The sequence below is a fragment of the Sphingobacterium sp. 40-24 genome (genome assembly GCF_001899705.1).
Lineage (GTDB): Bacteria > Bacteroidota > Bacteroidia > Sphingobacteriales > Sphingobacteriaceae > Sphingobacterium > Sphingobacterium multivorum.
The window spans coordinates 86,909-104,496 of the sequence record NZ_MKWH01000014.1 but is presented as its reverse complement, the minus strand read 5'-3'; the positions used below and the strand labels follow the sequence as shown (position 1 = coordinate 104,496).

Annotated in this window: 10 protein-coding genes; 3 read left to right on the top strand and 7 right to left on the bottom strand. The window is 40.7% G+C overall.

The genetic code is table 11. The features are described 5' to 3' along the window. Positions 1–24: 24 nt before the first annotated feature. The 6 genes from BGP15_RS05390 to BGP15_RS05365 form a co-directional block, all read right to left on the bottom strand. A complete protein-coding gene (locus BGP15_RS05390) occupies positions 25–2,136 on the bottom strand; it encodes a GDSL-type esterase/lipase family protein (protein WP_286768909.1) in 2,112 nt (703 codons plus the stop codon). A gap of 28 nt (positions 2,137–2,164) precedes the next feature. Next, the gene (locus BGP15_RS05385) at positions 2,165–3,400 is read right to left on the bottom strand and encodes an MFS transporter (protein WP_286752425.1); all 1,236 of its coding nucleotides are present in this window, start codon (positions 3,398–3,400) and stop codon (positions 2,165–2,167) included. A 51-nt stretch (positions 3,401–3,451) separates the two neighbouring features. Continuing rightward, on the bottom strand, positions 3,452–4,591 hold the full coding sequence (locus tag BGP15_RS05380; protein WP_286768908.1) for a hypothetical protein: 1,140 nt from the start codon (positions 4,589–4,591) through the stop codon (positions 3,452–3,454). An 88-nt stretch (positions 4,592–4,679) separates the two neighbouring features. After that, entirely contained in the window at positions 4,680–5,600 is a 921-nt protein-coding gene (locus BGP15_RS05375; RefSeq protein ID WP_115049664.1) for a dihydrodipicolinate synthase family protein, read from the bottom strand. 74 nt (positions 5,601–5,674) lie between these two features. Beyond that, a complete protein-coding gene (locus BGP15_RS05370; RefSeq protein WP_286768907.1) occupies positions 5,675–7,240 on the bottom strand; it encodes a RagB/SusD family nutrient uptake outer membrane protein in 1,566 nt (521 codons plus the stop codon). A 9-nt stretch (positions 7,241–7,249) separates the two neighbouring features. Next, positions 7,250–10,537: a SusC/RagA family TonB-linked outer membrane protein gene (locus tag BGP15_RS05365; RefSeq protein ID WP_070564845.1), complete on the bottom strand. Its 3,288-nt coding sequence runs from the start codon at positions 10,535–10,537 to the stop codon at positions 7,250–7,252. A 148-nt stretch (positions 10,538–10,685) separates the two neighbouring features. Here BGP15_RS05365 and BGP15_RS05360 point away from each other — a divergent pair, with 148 nt between their 5' ends. Together BGP15_RS05360 and BGP15_RS05355 are read left to right on the top strand one after the other, a co-directional pair. Then, positions 10,686–11,414 (top strand): FadR/GntR family transcriptional regulator, encoded by a 729-nt coding sequence (locus BGP15_RS05360; protein WP_112373680.1) that lies wholly within the window; start codon positions 10,686–10,688, stop codon positions 11,412–11,414. A gap of 336 nt (positions 11,415–11,750) precedes the next feature. Then, positions 11,751–13,283 carry a sulfatase family protein gene (locus BGP15_RS05355; protein WP_286752421.1) on the top strand — a complete coding sequence of 511 codons (1,533 nt, stop codon included), beginning with the start codon at positions 11,751–11,753 and terminating at the stop codon, positions 13,281–13,283. Between the two features lie 32 nt (positions 13,284–13,315). Here BGP15_RS05355 and BGP15_RS05350 read toward each other — a convergent pair whose 3' ends face one another. Then, complete coding sequence (locus BGP15_RS05350; RefSeq protein WP_286768906.1) at positions 13,316–13,891, bottom strand: zinc ribbon domain-containing protein; 576 nt, start codon at positions 13,889–13,891, stop codon at positions 13,316–13,318. A 429-nt stretch (positions 13,892–14,320) separates the two neighbouring features. On the opposite strand from BGP15_RS05350, the gene BGP15_RS05345 reads away from it, so the two are divergent. Then, complete coding sequence (locus BGP15_RS05345; protein ID WP_286768905.1) at positions 14,321–17,503, top strand: SusC/RagA family TonB-linked outer membrane protein; 3,183 nt, start codon at positions 14,321–14,323, stop codon at positions 17,501–17,503. Positions 17,504–17,588 lie beyond the last annotated feature (85 nt).

Below are 17,588 nucleotides of genomic sequence, written 5' to 3'. Positions count from 1 at the left end.
CTACTTACATCAATTCATTTCTATTTATTGAATCGTCAAAGCGAAAGTGGATACCGGTGTTCCAATTTCATTTTGAAGATTTGCTCTACTGAATGGTTCGAATCCATACAGGATTTTGGTGATTTGGAAATTCGGTTTAACGATCTCGATGGTATTATCCGATACGATATTTGTGCTTACATTGAAAATCCTTCCTTTATTGTCCATCAGCTGAAATCCTCTTACCGCTGTATTTTCCTGAGTTTTTAATTTTTTACAATGCTCAAATATCAATACCAGCTTATCCTCATGAAGTGTACAACTGACCGGATCAGGATGATCGGCATTCAGTTCAACGTTATACAAGTGTTCCTGCACTAAATTTGCCAAGCGCTGGCCTATTGTAATCTTTTCACGGGGATGTACATCCAAAGAATCTCCTACATCGAGCGTTACGGCCATGTATGTACCTTTAATGCCCTTCTCCAATAAGCGTTGTGCGTTTCTAAAATCTCCCCATGAAGGCCTGTCTATACTGGAGAGCTGCGCGAAGAAAAAGGGCAGTTCTTGGTGAAAATTCTTCCGCCAGGAAGAAACCAATGTTTTAAAAAGACGTTCGTAAAGTTCTATATTATGCGCATTGCTTTCACCTTGATACCACAGTATTCCTTTCAACCCGGTGTTTAACCATTTGCTGACGCCAGCTTCAAAATTGTAAGCTGGTTGATACGGATGACGTTGATTTTTCACGTTCGAACCAGCGAGATTCTGACCCGCACGTTCCCGACAGAACTCCTGCACAAAATCAGATTTTTGCCAGTTATGAATATAAGAAGCCAGCAAATCATCGTTTTCCAATGATTTACGGTCAATCCACGATTCGGTATTGGATCCACCGACAGACAGATCAATAATGCCAATCGGAATATGCTGTTCTCTGGCTATTTGTTCAGCAAAAGCATAAGCAACTGCAGAGAACTGTGCTGCTTCATCTTCATTCGCTTGCCTCCAGCTGCCGTTGAAATAGGCCAAATCGTTTACTTTTTTTAAGCTCGCGGTATCCCATGCAACGGCATTGGTCTCCAGAAGGTTGCGGCACTTAAAAAGACGCAGATTGTGTAGTCTACCGGCATTTCTGATCAACGAATCACTGTTTGTGGCACGGCGAAGTTGAAAAGCCATATTCGATTGTCCCGAAGCGAGATATACATCGCCAAAAAGAATATTTTTCAACACTACTTTCTGTCTGCCAGAACTCACTGCGATTTCATAAGGTCCCCCAGCTTCCATTTTGGGTAACTTGATTTCCCAGGAACCATCAGGATTGACCTTAGTCTTATAGCTTTTCTTATTGAAAACAATGTTGATCTCAGCGGCAGCAGTTCCCTTACCAAAGATGCTATTCTCCCAATTACGCTGGAGCACCATATCCGAACCGATGGTTTCGGCCACTTGTAGTTTTTGGCTAGGAGGTACCAGTGCATTAGCCACCTGTCTCGCAATCATTGTTGCTCCTTGCTTATTTGGATGCAAGTAGTCGTCGAAAAGATCTATTCGATACCGAAGCGGGGTGTTGAGATCAATCAGTCCGACTTGATTATTTTGAGCAATCTGAGGAATCAATTCCTGAATCTGGTCGTACCAATCGCGGGTTCCTGAGAGAAAACGCGGATGACCGCTAAAGATAGGCGTCAATCGACAGATGTAAATTTGCATTTTGGGATTAACGGATCGTATGGAATCAATCAAATCCGCGTAATCTGATGCAAAGGAGTATTTATAATTTGGCCAGTTTCTCGGATCGGTATCATTGAGTCCCAAATGTATAATGGCAACATCGGGTTTAAAATCCAAGGCCTTCTTGTATTCCGCTGTTTTAAAATAAGGTCTATGCCCCTTACGTAAAAGAGTGGCTCCTGAATGGCCAAAATTCCGTACTTCAAACCGCTGGCCCAACAATGACTGAAGCTGCCCTGGATAAGAATCCAGCCTAGGATTGCCGAGGCCATAACCAAAGGTTACGGAGTTACCAATACAAGCTACCTTTGTCCGGGGCTGTCCCAAGGAAATTAAGATGGAAAGGATCAAACAAAAAAGTAGGCCTCCTTTTTTTGAAATACTGATAGGCATTATGTGGATGAAAGGTTTCATATTCATGATCTATTCATTCAGGATATAGCTGCGGTTACTTTTCCAGTGTTTTCGGTTTAAGAAATAGGATTTGCAAGAGAAGTGCTAACAGTACCGCAGCCCCCAATAATGCAAAGCCTAACCCAAAATGGCCTTCATCCTTAAATCTTCCCAGCCATTGTGTGATGACAGCTCCAGCAAATACACCTACCATATTCATAAAGCCATAAGCGGTTGCCCGCAAATTTTTGGGAACAACCTGACAAAGAATAGGCATATTGTTGGCATCGAAAATACCAAAGCCAATTCCAAAACAGACTGCCGCCCCCACAACTGCAGTTAAGGTCTGACCTAACCCTAAAAACAATAAAGCCGGTATAGTCAGTCCAAGGCCAATGGCACTGGTATAGATGCGACCGCGGATATGTTTTTGCACCCATCGGTCACTGAGTATTCCGCCGGCGATAACCCCGATAAAGGATGAGATCGCAATTGTAATTGTCGACAATGGACCTGCACTGGCCATTGGAATATTTAGGCTATCTGCAAACAATGTTGGCAGCCAATTTTTGATGGCCCAACCCGGTAAGCTTGGAGCGGCGAAATAAAACAATAGAATCCAGAATGCTACATTGGAAAATAGCAGCAGTAAGCTTTTAAAGAGGGGTAATTGATCTTCTGAAGTACGCTCATCAGTTGACGGTTCGTGCTTCTTCTCCAGGAGCAAGACTGCAAGTAGGAGGGCATAACATATTCCGATAATTCCAAACCAATGAAAAGCGGTATGCCATCCTTTTGAAGCGGCTAATGTTGCACCAAAACCGCCCAAAGCCTGTCCCGTATAGAGTCCTGTCATATGTAGCCCAATGGCCAGCGATCGATTTTTTCCAGTATGGTAATCGGCGATCAAGGAAAGGGCTGTCGGGATATACAGCGCTTCACTAAACCCCATAATAGCCCGTAGTACCAATAGTGTTGTGTAATCGTGCGCCATCCCCATACCATAAGTTACCGCTGACCAAACAAAAAGACTACCTACGATCAGCCATTTTCTATTGCTACGATCGGCAACGATACCCGCTATCGGACTCATAAGACCATAGATGTAAAGAAATACGGCCATCAATACACCAAAAGTCTCAGCACGCTGCAACTGTGGAATATCGACCTGCATGGCTTCACGCATAGTTGATAGCATCTGCCGGTCCATATAATTCAGCAGGGCTACCCCCCAAAGGAGTGCTACAACGAGCCACGGGTAAAAAGATTTATGTCGTAAAGAAGAGATCATCTTAAGCTTTATCAGGGTTATATGAATTTTTTATATCTTATTTTTTCAATCCTATTTATTAGAAAATGTTGCTACTAAAATCTCAGGAGTACGAACGCCTGCCTTAATTTCGCCGCTAGGCAAAATGATCATGTCGTCCCAGACCACCGCTGTCGTGGTCACCGGCCCATCCGATGGCAGATCCGCCATCCGGCTCCATTTTTTAAGATTCAAATCATAGCGCCATATTGCTCTACCGAAACCAGGATGATTGATTTGCAATTTGTTTTTAGCATCAATAAGTTGCTGTCTCTTCGATGGATTCGCTTCCTTTTTAGCGTCAAAGATCAACGATTCCACCCGATGGAAGGTATCACCCCGATCTGCGCTCAGCAACCATATTCCTTGGTCGGGTAATAAACAGGCGGTTCCTGCCGCAGCAGGAAAAGGAATGTCCGCCTGTTTAGACCAGGTACGACCATCATCGGTAGAGCACCATAGTTCATGGTATAACGTTGAAGGGCTCTGCGAATTCCCTTTTCTTCCACCCAGTAGATAAAGGTTCTTTTGATTATCAGACAACAATTGTACATGGGAGACGGCATAGGGTAATTTCCCCACACAGCCCCATCCTTTTTCAAGATGCGCCAGATCCAATTGCAAAACTTGGTCCGATACCGTATCCTGCTTTTCACCACCGACGATGACGAGTTTATTCCCATGAACTACCGCTCCCATATTGGCAAGCGGAAATGGGAGATCTGGAAAGTGTGACACCGAAATTTTCTTGTTAGAGCCATCGTATTTAATTAGTCTACAAGCGGCTGTTTTTCCTTCAGGAGTCTCTCCACCGATAACCAGCAATCCATCGGGTAGACTCAGGCTGGCAGCGTATGCAACCGCCATAGAAAGACTATCCTGCGCTGCCAAGCGTAGTCTTATCCCTTCTTTTCTGTAAATAAATACTTCTTTTTGGATCTCTTTCGCACCGCCTTCCCAGGGTGGTAAATGCGGGAAATTCGCTCCACCGGCAATCAGAAGACAATCGCCTGTGACACCAGCTATTGGTCCTGCAAAACCAATATGCGCCTTTCCATCTTGCATAGCCGGCAAAGTAATGCCTTTATGCCATTCCAATTGACCGACTTGCGCATCAACAGCTCCTGTAAACAGTATTCCCACGATAACTCCCATCCAATGTTGTTTTGTCATATCTATTTATTGTTGAACATACTCGCCAAGCTATTCTTAGTTATCTCCTGAGGGAAACACGTTAGCCCACAAGAACAAGTGAGCTAACTTAATGTGCGCAAAAACCCTGAAAGCCAACTTTCACCGCATCTTCCGTAAACAGTTCAAACTGCTCAACAGACATATTTTTCACGGGCAGTCTAAATGCTCCGCAGTCAAGCCCAATTAATTTCATATACGCTTTCCCTACTGAAATACCACCATACTTCCCTAACAACGTGATCATATCGATAGATTGCTGCTGCAAAGCATTAGCTTTTTCAAGCTCTCCCTTATCATAAGCCTCCATAAGTGCAAGGTATAAAGGTGCTGCGTAGTTATAGGTACTTCCGACCGCTCCTTTGTTACCTAATACCAAAGCGGACAGCATATTCTCATCTCTTCCCCATAACATATCATACTTGCGATCTGCATAATTCATACAGCTTAGAAAATCCATAAAATCTTCGTGTGTATATTTGATTCCCTTAAAATTGGGTATCACCCCATCAATCTGCTTCAACAGGTCGATCATCTGGAAATTTCCGCCGGTCAATACAGGAATATGATAATAATAGAAAGCCGTATTCGGTGCCGCACGTGCAATTTCCACACAACATTTTGCCAATTGATCCACATTAGCAGGTTTGAAATAAGATGGTGCAGTAAATGACACGACATCGACCCCTGCTTGCTCGGCCAGCCTAGCCAATTGTTGGCATTCTTTGATATTCGTTCCACCCAGAAGCATCATGAGTGTAAATGCATCATCCTCTTTTGTCAATCTGGCCCAAGCTGTCATCACTGCAACTTTTTCCTCAAAAGTCAACGATACCCCTTCTCCGGTAGAGCCACAAATAAAGGCACCCGTGACGCGGTTGCGCTTTAACATCGCATAGTATTGCGGAATCAGCTCAAGATTCAATTCTCCGTTTTCATCGAAAGGAGTAAATGGCGCTGCAATTAATCCTGAGATTTTTTGATTTAGCATATGGTATTTTATATAAAAAGTTAACAATATCCTGTCTCAGACCTTCGCGTGGGATTGAGACAGGATATTCGTTTTTAGGTTCCCTTATAACCTGGATTTTGCTGATCATTTAATTTGGGATCTACAGTAAGTGTCCCCAAGTCTATTGGCCATAAGATTTTATGTTTCTGACCATCAATATTGTTCAATACGCCGACTAAGTTCAAATCTTTACGAAACACCAATGGTTTTCCAGCAGAATCCTGCATGCGTCGCAAATCGAACCATCGCTTGCCCTCGGACACAAATTCCTTTGTACGTTCATAGAAGATCGCTAATTCGTTTGCCTCAAAACTGCTATTTATAAACAAAGGTACTTTTCCAGCGTATGCCCGATTACGTACAGCCATGATTTCAGCAGTTGGATCCTCTCCCAATTTATTCTTAATTTCCGCCAACAATAAATAGGCTTCCGATAGACGATAAACAGGATAATCATCAGAATAGTTACGAACGCCGTCTATCAAAGTTCCCAAGAATTTTCTAAATACTATAGCAGATGTATTTCCTTTATTAAAATTAAGGAATGTTGCATTTGCCCTCGTATCAGCCTTTTCATATAATCTGTAGAGGTCCATTTTATACTCGTAACGGATCAAACCCGTGGATCCAGCCTGAAGAGGATCTTTTGGAATTGCCTGCCCATTATCATCTACATAGCCTGTGATATCATCACTTGCCGCATAAATGAAATTACTGAAAAATGAAGTCGCTTCTCCATTTAGGTAACGAAGTACAAAGATCATTTCAGCATTACCTTTCATCGCTGGTACACTGGCAGATTTAAAGGCCTCTGCAAAATTGCTGACAAGCGTATATTTAGGAATTACTTCTTCTATAGCGGCTTTTGCAAGTTTTAATTCCGCAAGACTATTCTCTGGGGCCTTTCCATCCACATCAACTTTGGCCGACCATAAATATACCTCCGTTTTTAACATTTTTGTTGCCGCCAAAGACCATTGTGCTTTTTGATTTTTAGTCTCGTAGTTTCCTGAAAACGATTTTTCCGATTTATCAACTTCCGATTTGATAAAGTCTAAGGTTTCTTTTTCCGTTTCTGTTCGCGCCTTATATGCTTCTTCTGCCGAGGTCGGGGTATTAATTGCTGCTTGTGGTTCTGTCACCAAAGGCACCCGGCCATAAGTTCTAAACAAATAGAAATAATAAAAAGCACGCAGTCCGTAGGCTTGCCCCAAATAGTAGCCCTTTTGCAGATCTGTCAAATAATCGGCTTTCTCAACCTGATAAATAAAATTGTTTACCTGAAAAATTGGCGCGTACAATCCAGCCCAGCCCGATATGCCAGGAGAACTTTCACGAATATCCTGTGTAATTATCCCTGCTGAGTTCAATGATGCTGTTCCTGTAAAACTGGTACCATCTCTTAAGGTTCCCCCACGCAGTTCACCCAAATTCCATAAGTTTTGCTGTTGTCCACGTAACTGGGTGTGGAGTCCCAACATAGCACCAGCAACCTGCTCGTTGCTTTTCCAGAAACTGCCGCTGGCAAAGTAATCCTCGGGACTAAGGTCTAAGTCAATTTCTTTGCAAGAAGAAAACAGAAAAACTGCAAGACCTATATATATAAATATCTTTTTCATAATTTGGAATTAAAATGTTAATTGAAGCCCAAGTATAAATGTTTTAGGAAGAGGGTATCCGCCTCCATTTTGTCCCACACTTCCACTTTCAGGGGAGAACAATGTATTTTTTGACCAATAGTGTAAATTTTGGCCTGTGGCGGAGATGCTTAAATCTTCCATTTTTAATCGGTTAGCAATGGATTTAGGCAAGCGATAAGAGACATTAATCTCTCTAAATGCCAGATAATTTCCTTTATTATAAAACATACTACTTTCCCGACTCGTATTATTTTTAAATAATTGATCTGCCCAATAATAAGTCGGATATTTTGCATTTGGATTTTCAGGTGTCCATGTATCAAATACACTTGTTGTCGTATTGAATGTTCCCTGCATCATTCCAAGAAACCAGGCTCTCGGTCCGTCATAAGCAACATAGCCCAATGCGTAATCAAAACGGGTACTCAAGTTAATATTCTTCCAGCGCAAAGCTGCACCAAATCCGCCCGTCCATCTCGGCACTGTATTTCCCATATACACCCTATCATAAGAATTGATTATACCATCTCCGTTTACATCCTTCCACATAACATCGCCTAAAGCTAATGGATAGTATAAATTCTTCTCACTACTGGACAACGCATTATAGACATCCGGATGTACCAATGTACGTGCACCGATCAGATCCTTCAATTGCAAGGCATAGCTATCCAACTGTTCTTTTGTCCGAATGATCCCGATGGCTTCATAAGCATAAGCAACATTCGGGTCTTGCCCCTCCTGATTGCCTCCTACCCAAATGAGTTCTTTGGATTTTGGATCATAAACCTGTAAACCGCCTTGTCTGTTATTTTCAACGCCATTAAAAGGCAATTTTAAGATCTTGTTCTTATTATACGCCGTATTCCAATTAAAGCTTAGATCCCAATCTTTCCTTCTCAGCATTTGATAATTCACCCCAATTTCGACTCCCTGATTCTGCATATCACCATTGTTGGTCGTAATTGTAGTAAAACCGGCTGAAGCTGGTAATGATAAACTTGCAATCTTATCTTTAGTCGTCCGATGATAATAGGCAAGACTCAAATCAATCTTATTTAAGATTCTGGATTCAAGTCCGACTTCTTTTGTAATCAAACTCTCCCATTTGAGGTTTGGAATTGAAAGCGTGGACATGGTGTACCCCACTTGCCCATCATACTTGTTTGTGCCATATGAACCTTGAAGTGTATAAGATCCGATTCCACTGACATTACCGTTCCCTCCATAACTAGCGCGTAATTTTAACGTATTTACGACTTTATCAGTGCCTAAATAATCCTTCAGGAAATCTTCACGGTGTAGAGCCCAACCGACTGAAACTCCAGGAAAGGTTCCCCATCGATTATTTAGTAATGTCGAATAACCATCTCTACGTGCAGTCAATGTCAAAAGGTATTTTTCTTTATAGTCATAGTTTACTCGTCCAAAATAGGACATGATACGTTGTCGATCATGGTATGAATCGATACTTCTTTTATTGGCCTCTGGACTCGTTAATCCAAGATCCATAAAGTCGTCTGTTGGAGCTCCACTTCCTGCAGCTGTAAATCCATTGTTATACGTATCAAAAAATTCCGACCCCAACATCGCGTCAATATGATGCGAACTCGCGATTTCAGTTCTGTAATTTAAGACTGCGTTATAGGTTTGATTATATATTTTATCATAGGAAGCCGAGGAATTTCTTGTGCGAACATAATTTCCTGGGCTGGCTATATAATCCTTATTAAAGGACTCCGAAGTAGACTGGTTAAAAAACCAGTTTCCACTGACGCGTAAGCTAAGATTCTCCAAAAAATTAATTGTAAAAGCTTGGGTAAGCGTAAGCTTCTGATTTAGATTTTTACGAATGAACTTATCATCATTTACCAGAGGGTTCCCATCTTGATAATCACGACCAACGAGCAGATCTCCATTGGCATTTGTACCACGCATTGTTGGAGGGGCCCCCAGTGCCCGCGTCATATAGTTTCCTTCTCCGTTAATAGCGTCACGCCATTTCGTATACGCGAAATTCACCCCTGACAATGAATGTAGCCAAGGTTTAACTTTATATTCGCCATTTAACACAAAAGTTGTACGATCATAAAAAGTATTTATTGGCATCCCTTTCTCGTTATACTTCCCCACACTTCCATAATATTTACCTTTATCGTTCCCACCTTGTAATGCGATATTATAATCTTGCGTCAAACTAGCATCACGAAGTGCATATTTAGCATAATCAAAATCTTTAAAAATTAGTTCTTTTCCAGTTACAGGATCAATCATGGTCTGCCATCCCTGTTGCAACAATTCACGATTGGTATCATCGAGCAACATGGTACTCCACACGGCATTGCTGGTAAGATTACCATCTAGGATATTTCCTTTATCATCCTTATATTTATTCCCCGTACCAAAGGGGCCCACACTCGTTAATTGATTCAATTGGGACGGTTGATATTGCCCAGATACCTGAACACCTTTTCTACTCCAGTTTAAGTAATCTTTGGCACTTAGGAAATCAAAAGGGTTGTTCAATTTATTGACACCAACTTTAGACGACAATGTAATATTGGAAACACCTTCTTTTCCCCTTTTTGTGGTTATCAATATCACACCGTTTGCAGCCCTAGCACCATAAATTGCTGTAGCAGAAGCATCTTTTAAGACATCTATCGATTCAATGTCATTTTGATTAATGTCATTAAATCCATTTCTAATCAAGCCGTCAACAATAACCAATGGCGTGCCACCGCCGCCATACGTAGTCCCACCTCGAAGCACAACCGTGGGTACAGCTCCCGGTCTTCCTGAAGTTTGCTGCACTCGAATACCCGGTATCGTACCCGCTAAAGCAGAAGCTGGGTTCGAGCGAACTCCAGTTTCAAGCACTTTTTTATCCAAGCTGCTTACAGACCCCGTTAAATTCGACTTCTTCATTTTTCCATACCCGACCACCACGACTTCATCCATTTGCTCAACCTTGGACTCGAGTTTGATATCCAATTGATTTAATTGCCCAACTTTCACTTCATATGGTCTATACCCCGTAGACGTGATAATTAATACGGTATTGGGATTCGTGCTGATCGAGAATGTTCCATCAGCGTTTGTCTGCAAAGATTGGCTGGAGCCTTTGACTTTTACAGTCACATTGCCAAGCAATTCCCCTGTCTTTGCATCGGTAATTTTACCCCGCACGGCATGGTCTTGTGCTTGCGCTAAGAGCATGTTGCCCATCAAAATAGACAGGCTGAGAAGGGTTCGTAATTTTAGGTTTGAATACATATTGGTTTGTATTAAGTATTACATATATGCAAATATATAAATTACAAAATGTAAAAAACAAATTTTAATTAAATTATGTATAACATATTAATCACATTTATTAATTATCTTTGCCTTAACGCGCCTAATGCGCTATTATGTAATATATATGGAACCGAATTCTTCGCTCATAGAACATCTGAATACAATTGATACTTCTTCTCTTGTAGATCGTGCCGAAAAAGAAATCATCAATCTTTTTGTCAATCAAGGCTTAAAGGTTGGAGATGCTTTACCTAAGGAAATTGAGCTGGCAGAAACCCTTGGCGTAAGTCGTACGGTGGTTCGCGAAGCCATGTTGCGGTTGCGTATGGTCGGATTGATCGAGTCCAAAAAACATCGCGGAGCTGTTTTAACGAGTCCAGATCTTATAAAACCCCTACGCAAATCACTTTATCCGACCATTATGGAAAACAAGACCTTACAGGATCTTTTTGAAATGCGTATGGTTCTGGAGATAGGTATGGCGGATATTCTCTTTGAACATATACAAGAAAAGGACATTGAGGAATTGGAAGCGATCGTTGCAAAAGAACCTATAGATGCAGATAATACTATTTTCGACATTGAAACTGAAATTGCCTTCCATGGTAAGCTTTACGAAATAACTGGAAATACGATTCTCAAAGACTTTCAGAACATGCTTTTACCTGTTTTTCAGTATGTGCACAGCAGTGGCTTACTGACCAGTCCCAGCTCATCGAAAAGCTTTATCTCACACCGAGGCCTAGTAGATATATTGAAGGTGGGCAATGCTGAGGTGTTTCGAAATGCCATGCGCAAGCATCTTGATAATCATTATCAGCGCCTCTTTTTATATAAGAAATCTATTGGATAATCTGTTTAACAGGATTGATTCACTTTACGATAGAAAGGCCCGATTATATGATTGGGCTTTAAGCATCTACTAAAGCGAAGAGTATACACTTAATATTGCCTTAAATCCCATAATTGTCCTATAAAAAAGATCTGATCTATCCTTTATTCTCATTGTAATCCGAATCAAAAATACAGCGGCAATGATATGAAAAAGTAAATTCACTCATTTAATTATTTTATGTAATACATAATAATCATTATCTTAGTCAGCATTATAATGCTTCGCTAACGCTATACTATTTCAAATCGCATAGCTTAAAAAAGCTTGATTCATTCAATTTAAACCGAAAACACAATGAAACTCAGGATCTTTTTATTTGCTGTACTCGCAACATTTCTGCATAAAAATACATTTGCACAAAAAAAGCCTAATATCATTATCATTATTTCCGATGATCATGCCTATCAGGCAATAGGCGCCTATGGTTCGAAATATGGAAAAACACCACAGATAGATCGCATCGCTGCTCAGGGTGCTCTATTTAAAAATGCGTTTGTAAACAATTCCATCTGCGGACCATCCCGGGCTACATTATTGACGGGCAAGTACAGCCATAAAAATGGATTCAAAGACAATGAAACTTCTGAATTCGACTTTAGCCAAGATCTTTTTGTGAAACAGCTCCAAAACGTAGGTTACAATACCGCTTGGGTGGGTAAAATTCACTTAGGAGACAAACTGCAAGGTTTCAACTATTATGACATTCTTGTTGGGCAGGGAACCTATTTTAATCCAGATTTTATCAGCAAAGAGGGCCGCAAACGCACTGAAGGGTATGTATCCGATATCGTAACCGAAAAAGCAATTGATTGGTTAGATACCGTAGATGCTGAGAAGCCCTTTTGTCTAATCATCGGTCACAAAGCTACACACCGTACCTGGATGCCGGATCCAAAGGACTTTGGGAGCTATGATGCTGTAAAATTCACCTTACCGGCTACTTTCTACGACAATTACCAAAGTAGGCCGGCAGCTGCATTGCAGGAAATGTCCATTGACAAGGACATGAAAATGGGCTACGATCTCAAAATGTTCAATTCGTTGGAAGACATGATGGCCGACGGTAACTTCAAGCGGATGAACCAAACTCAAAAGGACAGCTATATCGCCTATTACCGTCCTATTTATGAACAGTTGAAACAGGGTAATTTGACAGGAAAACAGCTCGCTGAATGGAAATTTAGACGATATATGATTGATTATCTCAATACTGCCCAATCCATGGACCGCAACATCGGGAAAGTATTGGATTATTTAGATCGAAAATCCCTCGCTGAAAATACAATTGTAATCTATCTTTCAGACCAAGGTTTTTATATGGGTGAACATGGCTGGTTCGATAAACGTTGGATGTATGAGGAGTCTTTTCGTACACCAATGGTCATGCGGTACCCAGCCCTGTTACACCCAAACTCCACTATAAATGCTAAAATTGTCAACGCTGATATCGCTCCCACGCTATTGGAATTAGCTGCTATCCAAAAACCGAAAGATATGCAAGGTGAATCTTTTGTTCATGTTCTGAAAAATAACAGCGAGGAACATCGGAAAGATCTGTTCTATCATTATTTTGAAAATGGCGAACATGCCGTGAGCCCCCACTTTGGTGTTCGTGATGATCGGTATAAATTGATCCGCTATTATAAACGGATCGAAAATTGGGAACTCTTTGACCTTCAAAAGGATCCCAATGAACTCCATAATGTCTACAAGGATCCTACCTATCGAAGCGTCGTCAAACGGATGAAAAAGAAACTTCTCACGCAAATGCGACAATTTGATGACAAAGAAGCAGAAGCAATTTACAAAATCAACATCGACCAATAATGCCATGAGGGTATCCGATCTACTGGATACCCTCATTTTAATACTATACCCTTCTTCAACTTACTTATCGAAATGCTAGCTATATCGTGAAGCACAATATAATCATCGCAAAAAGATTGCCCTTCAAACAAATAATTCAGGTCAAAGGTAACAGAGTCTTTCGTTAAATTGGCGATGCGATAAAGCGTACGCATGGTTTTTCCATCTTTTGTATAAGAAACCTCATACACATCGCCAACCTTTGGATCTTTCAGGTATTTTTCCTTCTTTTTTGCGCCGGAAATTCCTGCTATAACAATAGCGGATACAAAAAGTCCAATCAGAACTAAGCCCGCAAAATATCCAATAGGTGTTTTACGGATAGTTCCCGATGATATGGACTGAAGTGTTTGTGGGTCGATTTCACGTTGATAACTTAGCTTTTTGCAATGGGTACACATGGTAATAATCTCCGAGGCATATGGAAATAGGGGTATCCAAAAAATATGAATGTACTTCACTTGTCTGTATGCAAAAAGAGACTGAGCAGTACCACAATATGCACAGTTGCCAATCGCCGATTGCGATCTATTAGCTAATACCTTTGTTCTTGTGCCAAAAATAATCATTGCGTTATACGTTTTATTACATGGAATGGCTGAACAAGAATGTTGCCCTTTCCTATTTAAGAATACGAAGATTTACAATTCGTACGTCGCCGTTTATGATTCGTATCCGCCAATCAATATTCTAATAGGCAACATATTGCATAGAACATATGAAGGTATTCCGGAAAGAAAACGAACTTGATTAATTAGCCTCCCCGCTCCTTTAACGACCACATCTCATCATTCTGACTCAAAAATTACAAAAAACAAAAAAACAAAGTATAGTTATCAGGTAGATTTTATATATTTGCATTAACATTTTTTAACACATGAAACAGCATACAGATAATATCCTTGAAAAACGAATGTCCTAAGGGGATGTTTTTACAGGTAAATTTCAAATATCTCCTATAACCCAACTCAAACAATAAACTCACTATTATAATTAATATGGCAAAAAATAACATAAATTTTGTCGTAATGGCCGCGCTTTGTCTTAGTACTGGCGCGCTATACGCACAAACCACTATAAAAGGAAAGGTAGTCGACAACAACAACAATCCTATCCAAGGGGCTACAGTTACCGAAACAAGCAGTAAAAAGCAGGTTCAAACAGATGCAAATGGATTATTTGAGTTCCCTTCGACCGGAAGCTCACTCAACATCAGCATTCAATACATTGGCTTTGAAACTAGGACTGTTCAAACCAATCCTACAGGTTTCACGACTGTTCAACTTCTGCCAACGACTTCACAACTAAATGAAGTCGTTGTGACAGCCTTAGGTATTTCCCGCGAAAAAAAATCATTGGGTTACGCCGTACAGGAAGTTAAATCTGTTGAACTTCAGACGCGTCCCACCAATGCCCTCAGTGCCTTGTCTGGAAAAGTTGCAGGACTTCAAGTAACGACCTCAGGTGGAAATATGGGTGGATCTTCCCATGTTTTACTGAGAGGTATTAACTCAATCGCGGGGAACAATCAACCTCTATATGTCATTGATGGTACCCCAATTGATAATACCGATCTAAACTCTTCTTCTACTATCAACGGAAGTGCCGGTAAAGACGTTGGTAACATGATACAAGATATCAACCCAGACGACATTGATAATATTTCGGTATTAAAGGGGCCTTCTGCTGCTGCACTTTATGGTTCTAGGGCAGCCAATGGAGTTATATTGATTACCACCAAACGTGCATCAAAAGGTGAAAAAATAGATATTTCCTTAAATACTGGGGTTGATTTTGAAAATATCGTTCGATTACCCAAAAGACAACATCTCTATGGTCAAGGGTATTCTACAAGCTTTCAAACCCAAAACATCAACGGAACAGACTACAAAATAATCGATTACGCCGCAGACGAAAGCTGGGGACCAAAACTGGACGGCACACCTGTGCTTCAATGGTATAATCTAAACCCTGAAGATGAGGCTAACTATTTAAATCCTTCTCCGTGGATTTATCCTAAAAATGATGTTAGTTATTTCTTTCGGACAGGTGTATCCAACACCAACAATTTTGCCATAGCAGGAAATAGCGGAAATACAAATTATCGCTTTTCCTACACTAATAAAAATGTAACGGGAACAACACCTAACTCCAGTTTGGGACGTAATACGTTTAACTTCTCAGGAGGTACACAATTAGGTAAACTGAAGATTAATTCGAATTTCAACTATATCCGTAATGCATCAGTAGGCCGTCCATGGACAGGTGCTTCCAATAGAAATATTATCCTGGAAGCATTCCAATGGGGAGCTGTACAAGTCGATTACAAAATACTGGAAAACTACAAACGTGAAGACGGAACCCCGTTAGCCTGGAACCGAACGGGATGGCAAAATACGCCTGCCGCCGAGGCGACCCGCTTTATTGATAATCCCTATTGGTCAGCCTATGAGTCGTACATGGAGGACAATAGAGATCGTTTCTACGGTAATATTGGTTTACAATATGACTTAAACAATTGGCTAACTTTAGGAGCTAAAGTACATGGAGATATTTATTCATTCCAATCCCAAGATCGAATTGCGGTATACTCACGAAGCACTTCTCAATACGAAGAAGCGAACAATAAGTTAAATGAATACAACTACGAATTTTTGGCTACCGCCAAGAAAAATTGGGATAAATTCTCCCTTATAGGAAACGTAGGCGCCAATCTCCGTGACCAGCAGCGGAAGCAAGACTACGCGATTACACAGGGTGGTTTGATTATTCCTAATTACTATAACCTGAAAAATGCCAATGCAGTTAAAATTGACAACTTCCGATACCATAGACGCATTGCATCAATCTATGGTAGCTTTTCTTTGGGATACAACGATTTTCTATACTTAGATGGAACAATACGTAATGACTGGTCATCTACATTGCCGACCAACAACAATTCATTTATATATCCATCCCTGACAGGTAGTTTTGTTTTTAGCCAATTGGAAGCCTTTAAAAAATTGGATTGGCTTAGTTTTGGTAAAATCCGCTTGGGATGGGCTCAAGTCGGAAATGACACAGATCCTTATCAATTGTATAAAGTCTACGAACCCGAACAATCCTTTGATGGACAAGCATCCTATGGGCTTCCAAGCACTAAACCAAATGCTAATCTAAAACCTGAAATTACCAGCTCTTGGGAGACAGGCGTAAATCTACAATTATTCAAAAATCGACTAGGATTTGATGTAACCTATTACAACAACAATTCTAGGAATCAAATCTTACCAGTTCCTGTTTCATCATCATTCGGGTATGCCGGAAAAGTATTCAATGCTGGAAAAATTAATAATAAAGGAATTGAAGTCGTCTTAAATGGTACCCCTATCAAACACGAAAATTTTACTTGGGATGCGACAATCAACTGGGCTAAAAATAAAAACAAAGTCATTAAACTGGATGATCAGGTCAATACATTGAGCTTAAGCAATTCCTTGGTCGAGCTCGTTGCACGTGAAGGAGAATCTTATGGTCAATTTTTGGGTTACGACTTTGTCTATGCTCCGGATGGACAACGCGTTGTACAGGCAGATGGCACCTACATGAAAACATCACAGTTGGTTCCTTTAGGGTCAGTACTACCCGATTTTACCTTCGGTATCCAAAACAGTTTCCGTTACAAAAACTTTAGTCTAGGCTTTTTAGTCTCGGGTCGAGTGGGTGGAAAATTCTTCTCACAAACCTATAAAGTTGGTATGTATTCGGGTATTTTGGATAAGACAGCTGCAAATAATATTCGTGAAACAGGTGTCGTTCTCGATGGCGTTAAGGGAGATGTTGCATTCCATAGTGATGGTTCGTATGATGTGAGTAACATCCAGCAGAATACCACCAATATTACCGCACAACAATGGGCGCGCAATGAATATAATGGCCCAACAACATTTTCAATTTTCGATGCAACATATGTTAAGTTAAGGGAAGTTACGCTGGGATACAATTTCAAATTAACTAATCCCAAAATTATCAAAAACATTGGCGTGAATGTATACGGACGTAACCTTTGGAACATTTATACCAAGAGTAAATATATTGATCCAGAGTTTACATCCAGCGGTGGAAATGTGCAGGGTATCGAAGGTGGAAATATACCTCTTCCGGTTACTTATGGCTTTAACGTTAATCTTAAATTTTAGAAGAATGAAACTCATCATGATTTATTCCGTAATATCCAAACCGGATAAATCTGATCGTTCATCAGCTTTAAAAGATAAACCAAGT

What these genes read in the sequence shown, in the direction of transcription:
- BGP15_RS05350 (WP_286768906.1), bottom strand. Translation starts at nt 13,891, where the DNA reads ATGATTATTTTTGGCACAAGAACAAAGGTATTAGCTAATAGATCGCAA.
- BGP15_RS05360 (WP_112373680.1), top strand. Translation starts at nt 10,686, where the DNA reads ATGGAACCGAATTCTTCGCTCATAGAACATCTGAATACAATTGATACT.
- BGP15_RS05390 (WP_286768909.1), bottom strand. Translation starts at nt 2,136, where the DNA reads ATGAATATGAAACCTTTCATCCACATAATGCCTATCAGTATTTCAAAA.
- BGP15_RS05345 (WP_286768905.1), top strand. Translation starts at nt 14,321, where the DNA reads ATGGCAAAAAATAACATAAATTTTGTCGTAATGGCCGCGCTTTGTCTT.
- BGP15_RS05375 (WP_115049664.1), bottom strand. Translation starts at nt 5,600, where the DNA reads ATGCTAAATCAAAAAATCTCAGGATTAATTGCAGCGCCATTTACTCCT.
- BGP15_RS05355 (WP_286752421.1), top strand. Translation starts at nt 11,751, where the DNA reads ATGAAACTCAGGATCTTTTTATTTGCTGTACTCGCAACATTTCTGCAT.
- BGP15_RS05365 (WP_070564845.1), bottom strand. Translation starts at nt 10,537, where the DNA reads ATGTATTCAAACCTAAAATTACGAACCCTTCTCAGCCTGTCTATTTTG.
- BGP15_RS05380 (WP_286768908.1), bottom strand. Translation starts at nt 4,591, where the DNA reads ATGACAAAACAACATTGGATGGGAGTTATCGTGGGAATACTGTTTACA.
- BGP15_RS05370 (WP_286768907.1), bottom strand. Translation starts at nt 7,240, where the DNA reads ATGAAAAAGATATTTATATATATAGGTCTTGCAGTTTTTCTGTTTTCT.
- BGP15_RS05385 (WP_286752425.1), bottom strand. Translation starts at nt 3,400, where the DNA reads ATGATCTCTTCTTTACGACATAAATCTTTTTACCCGTGGCTCGTTGTA.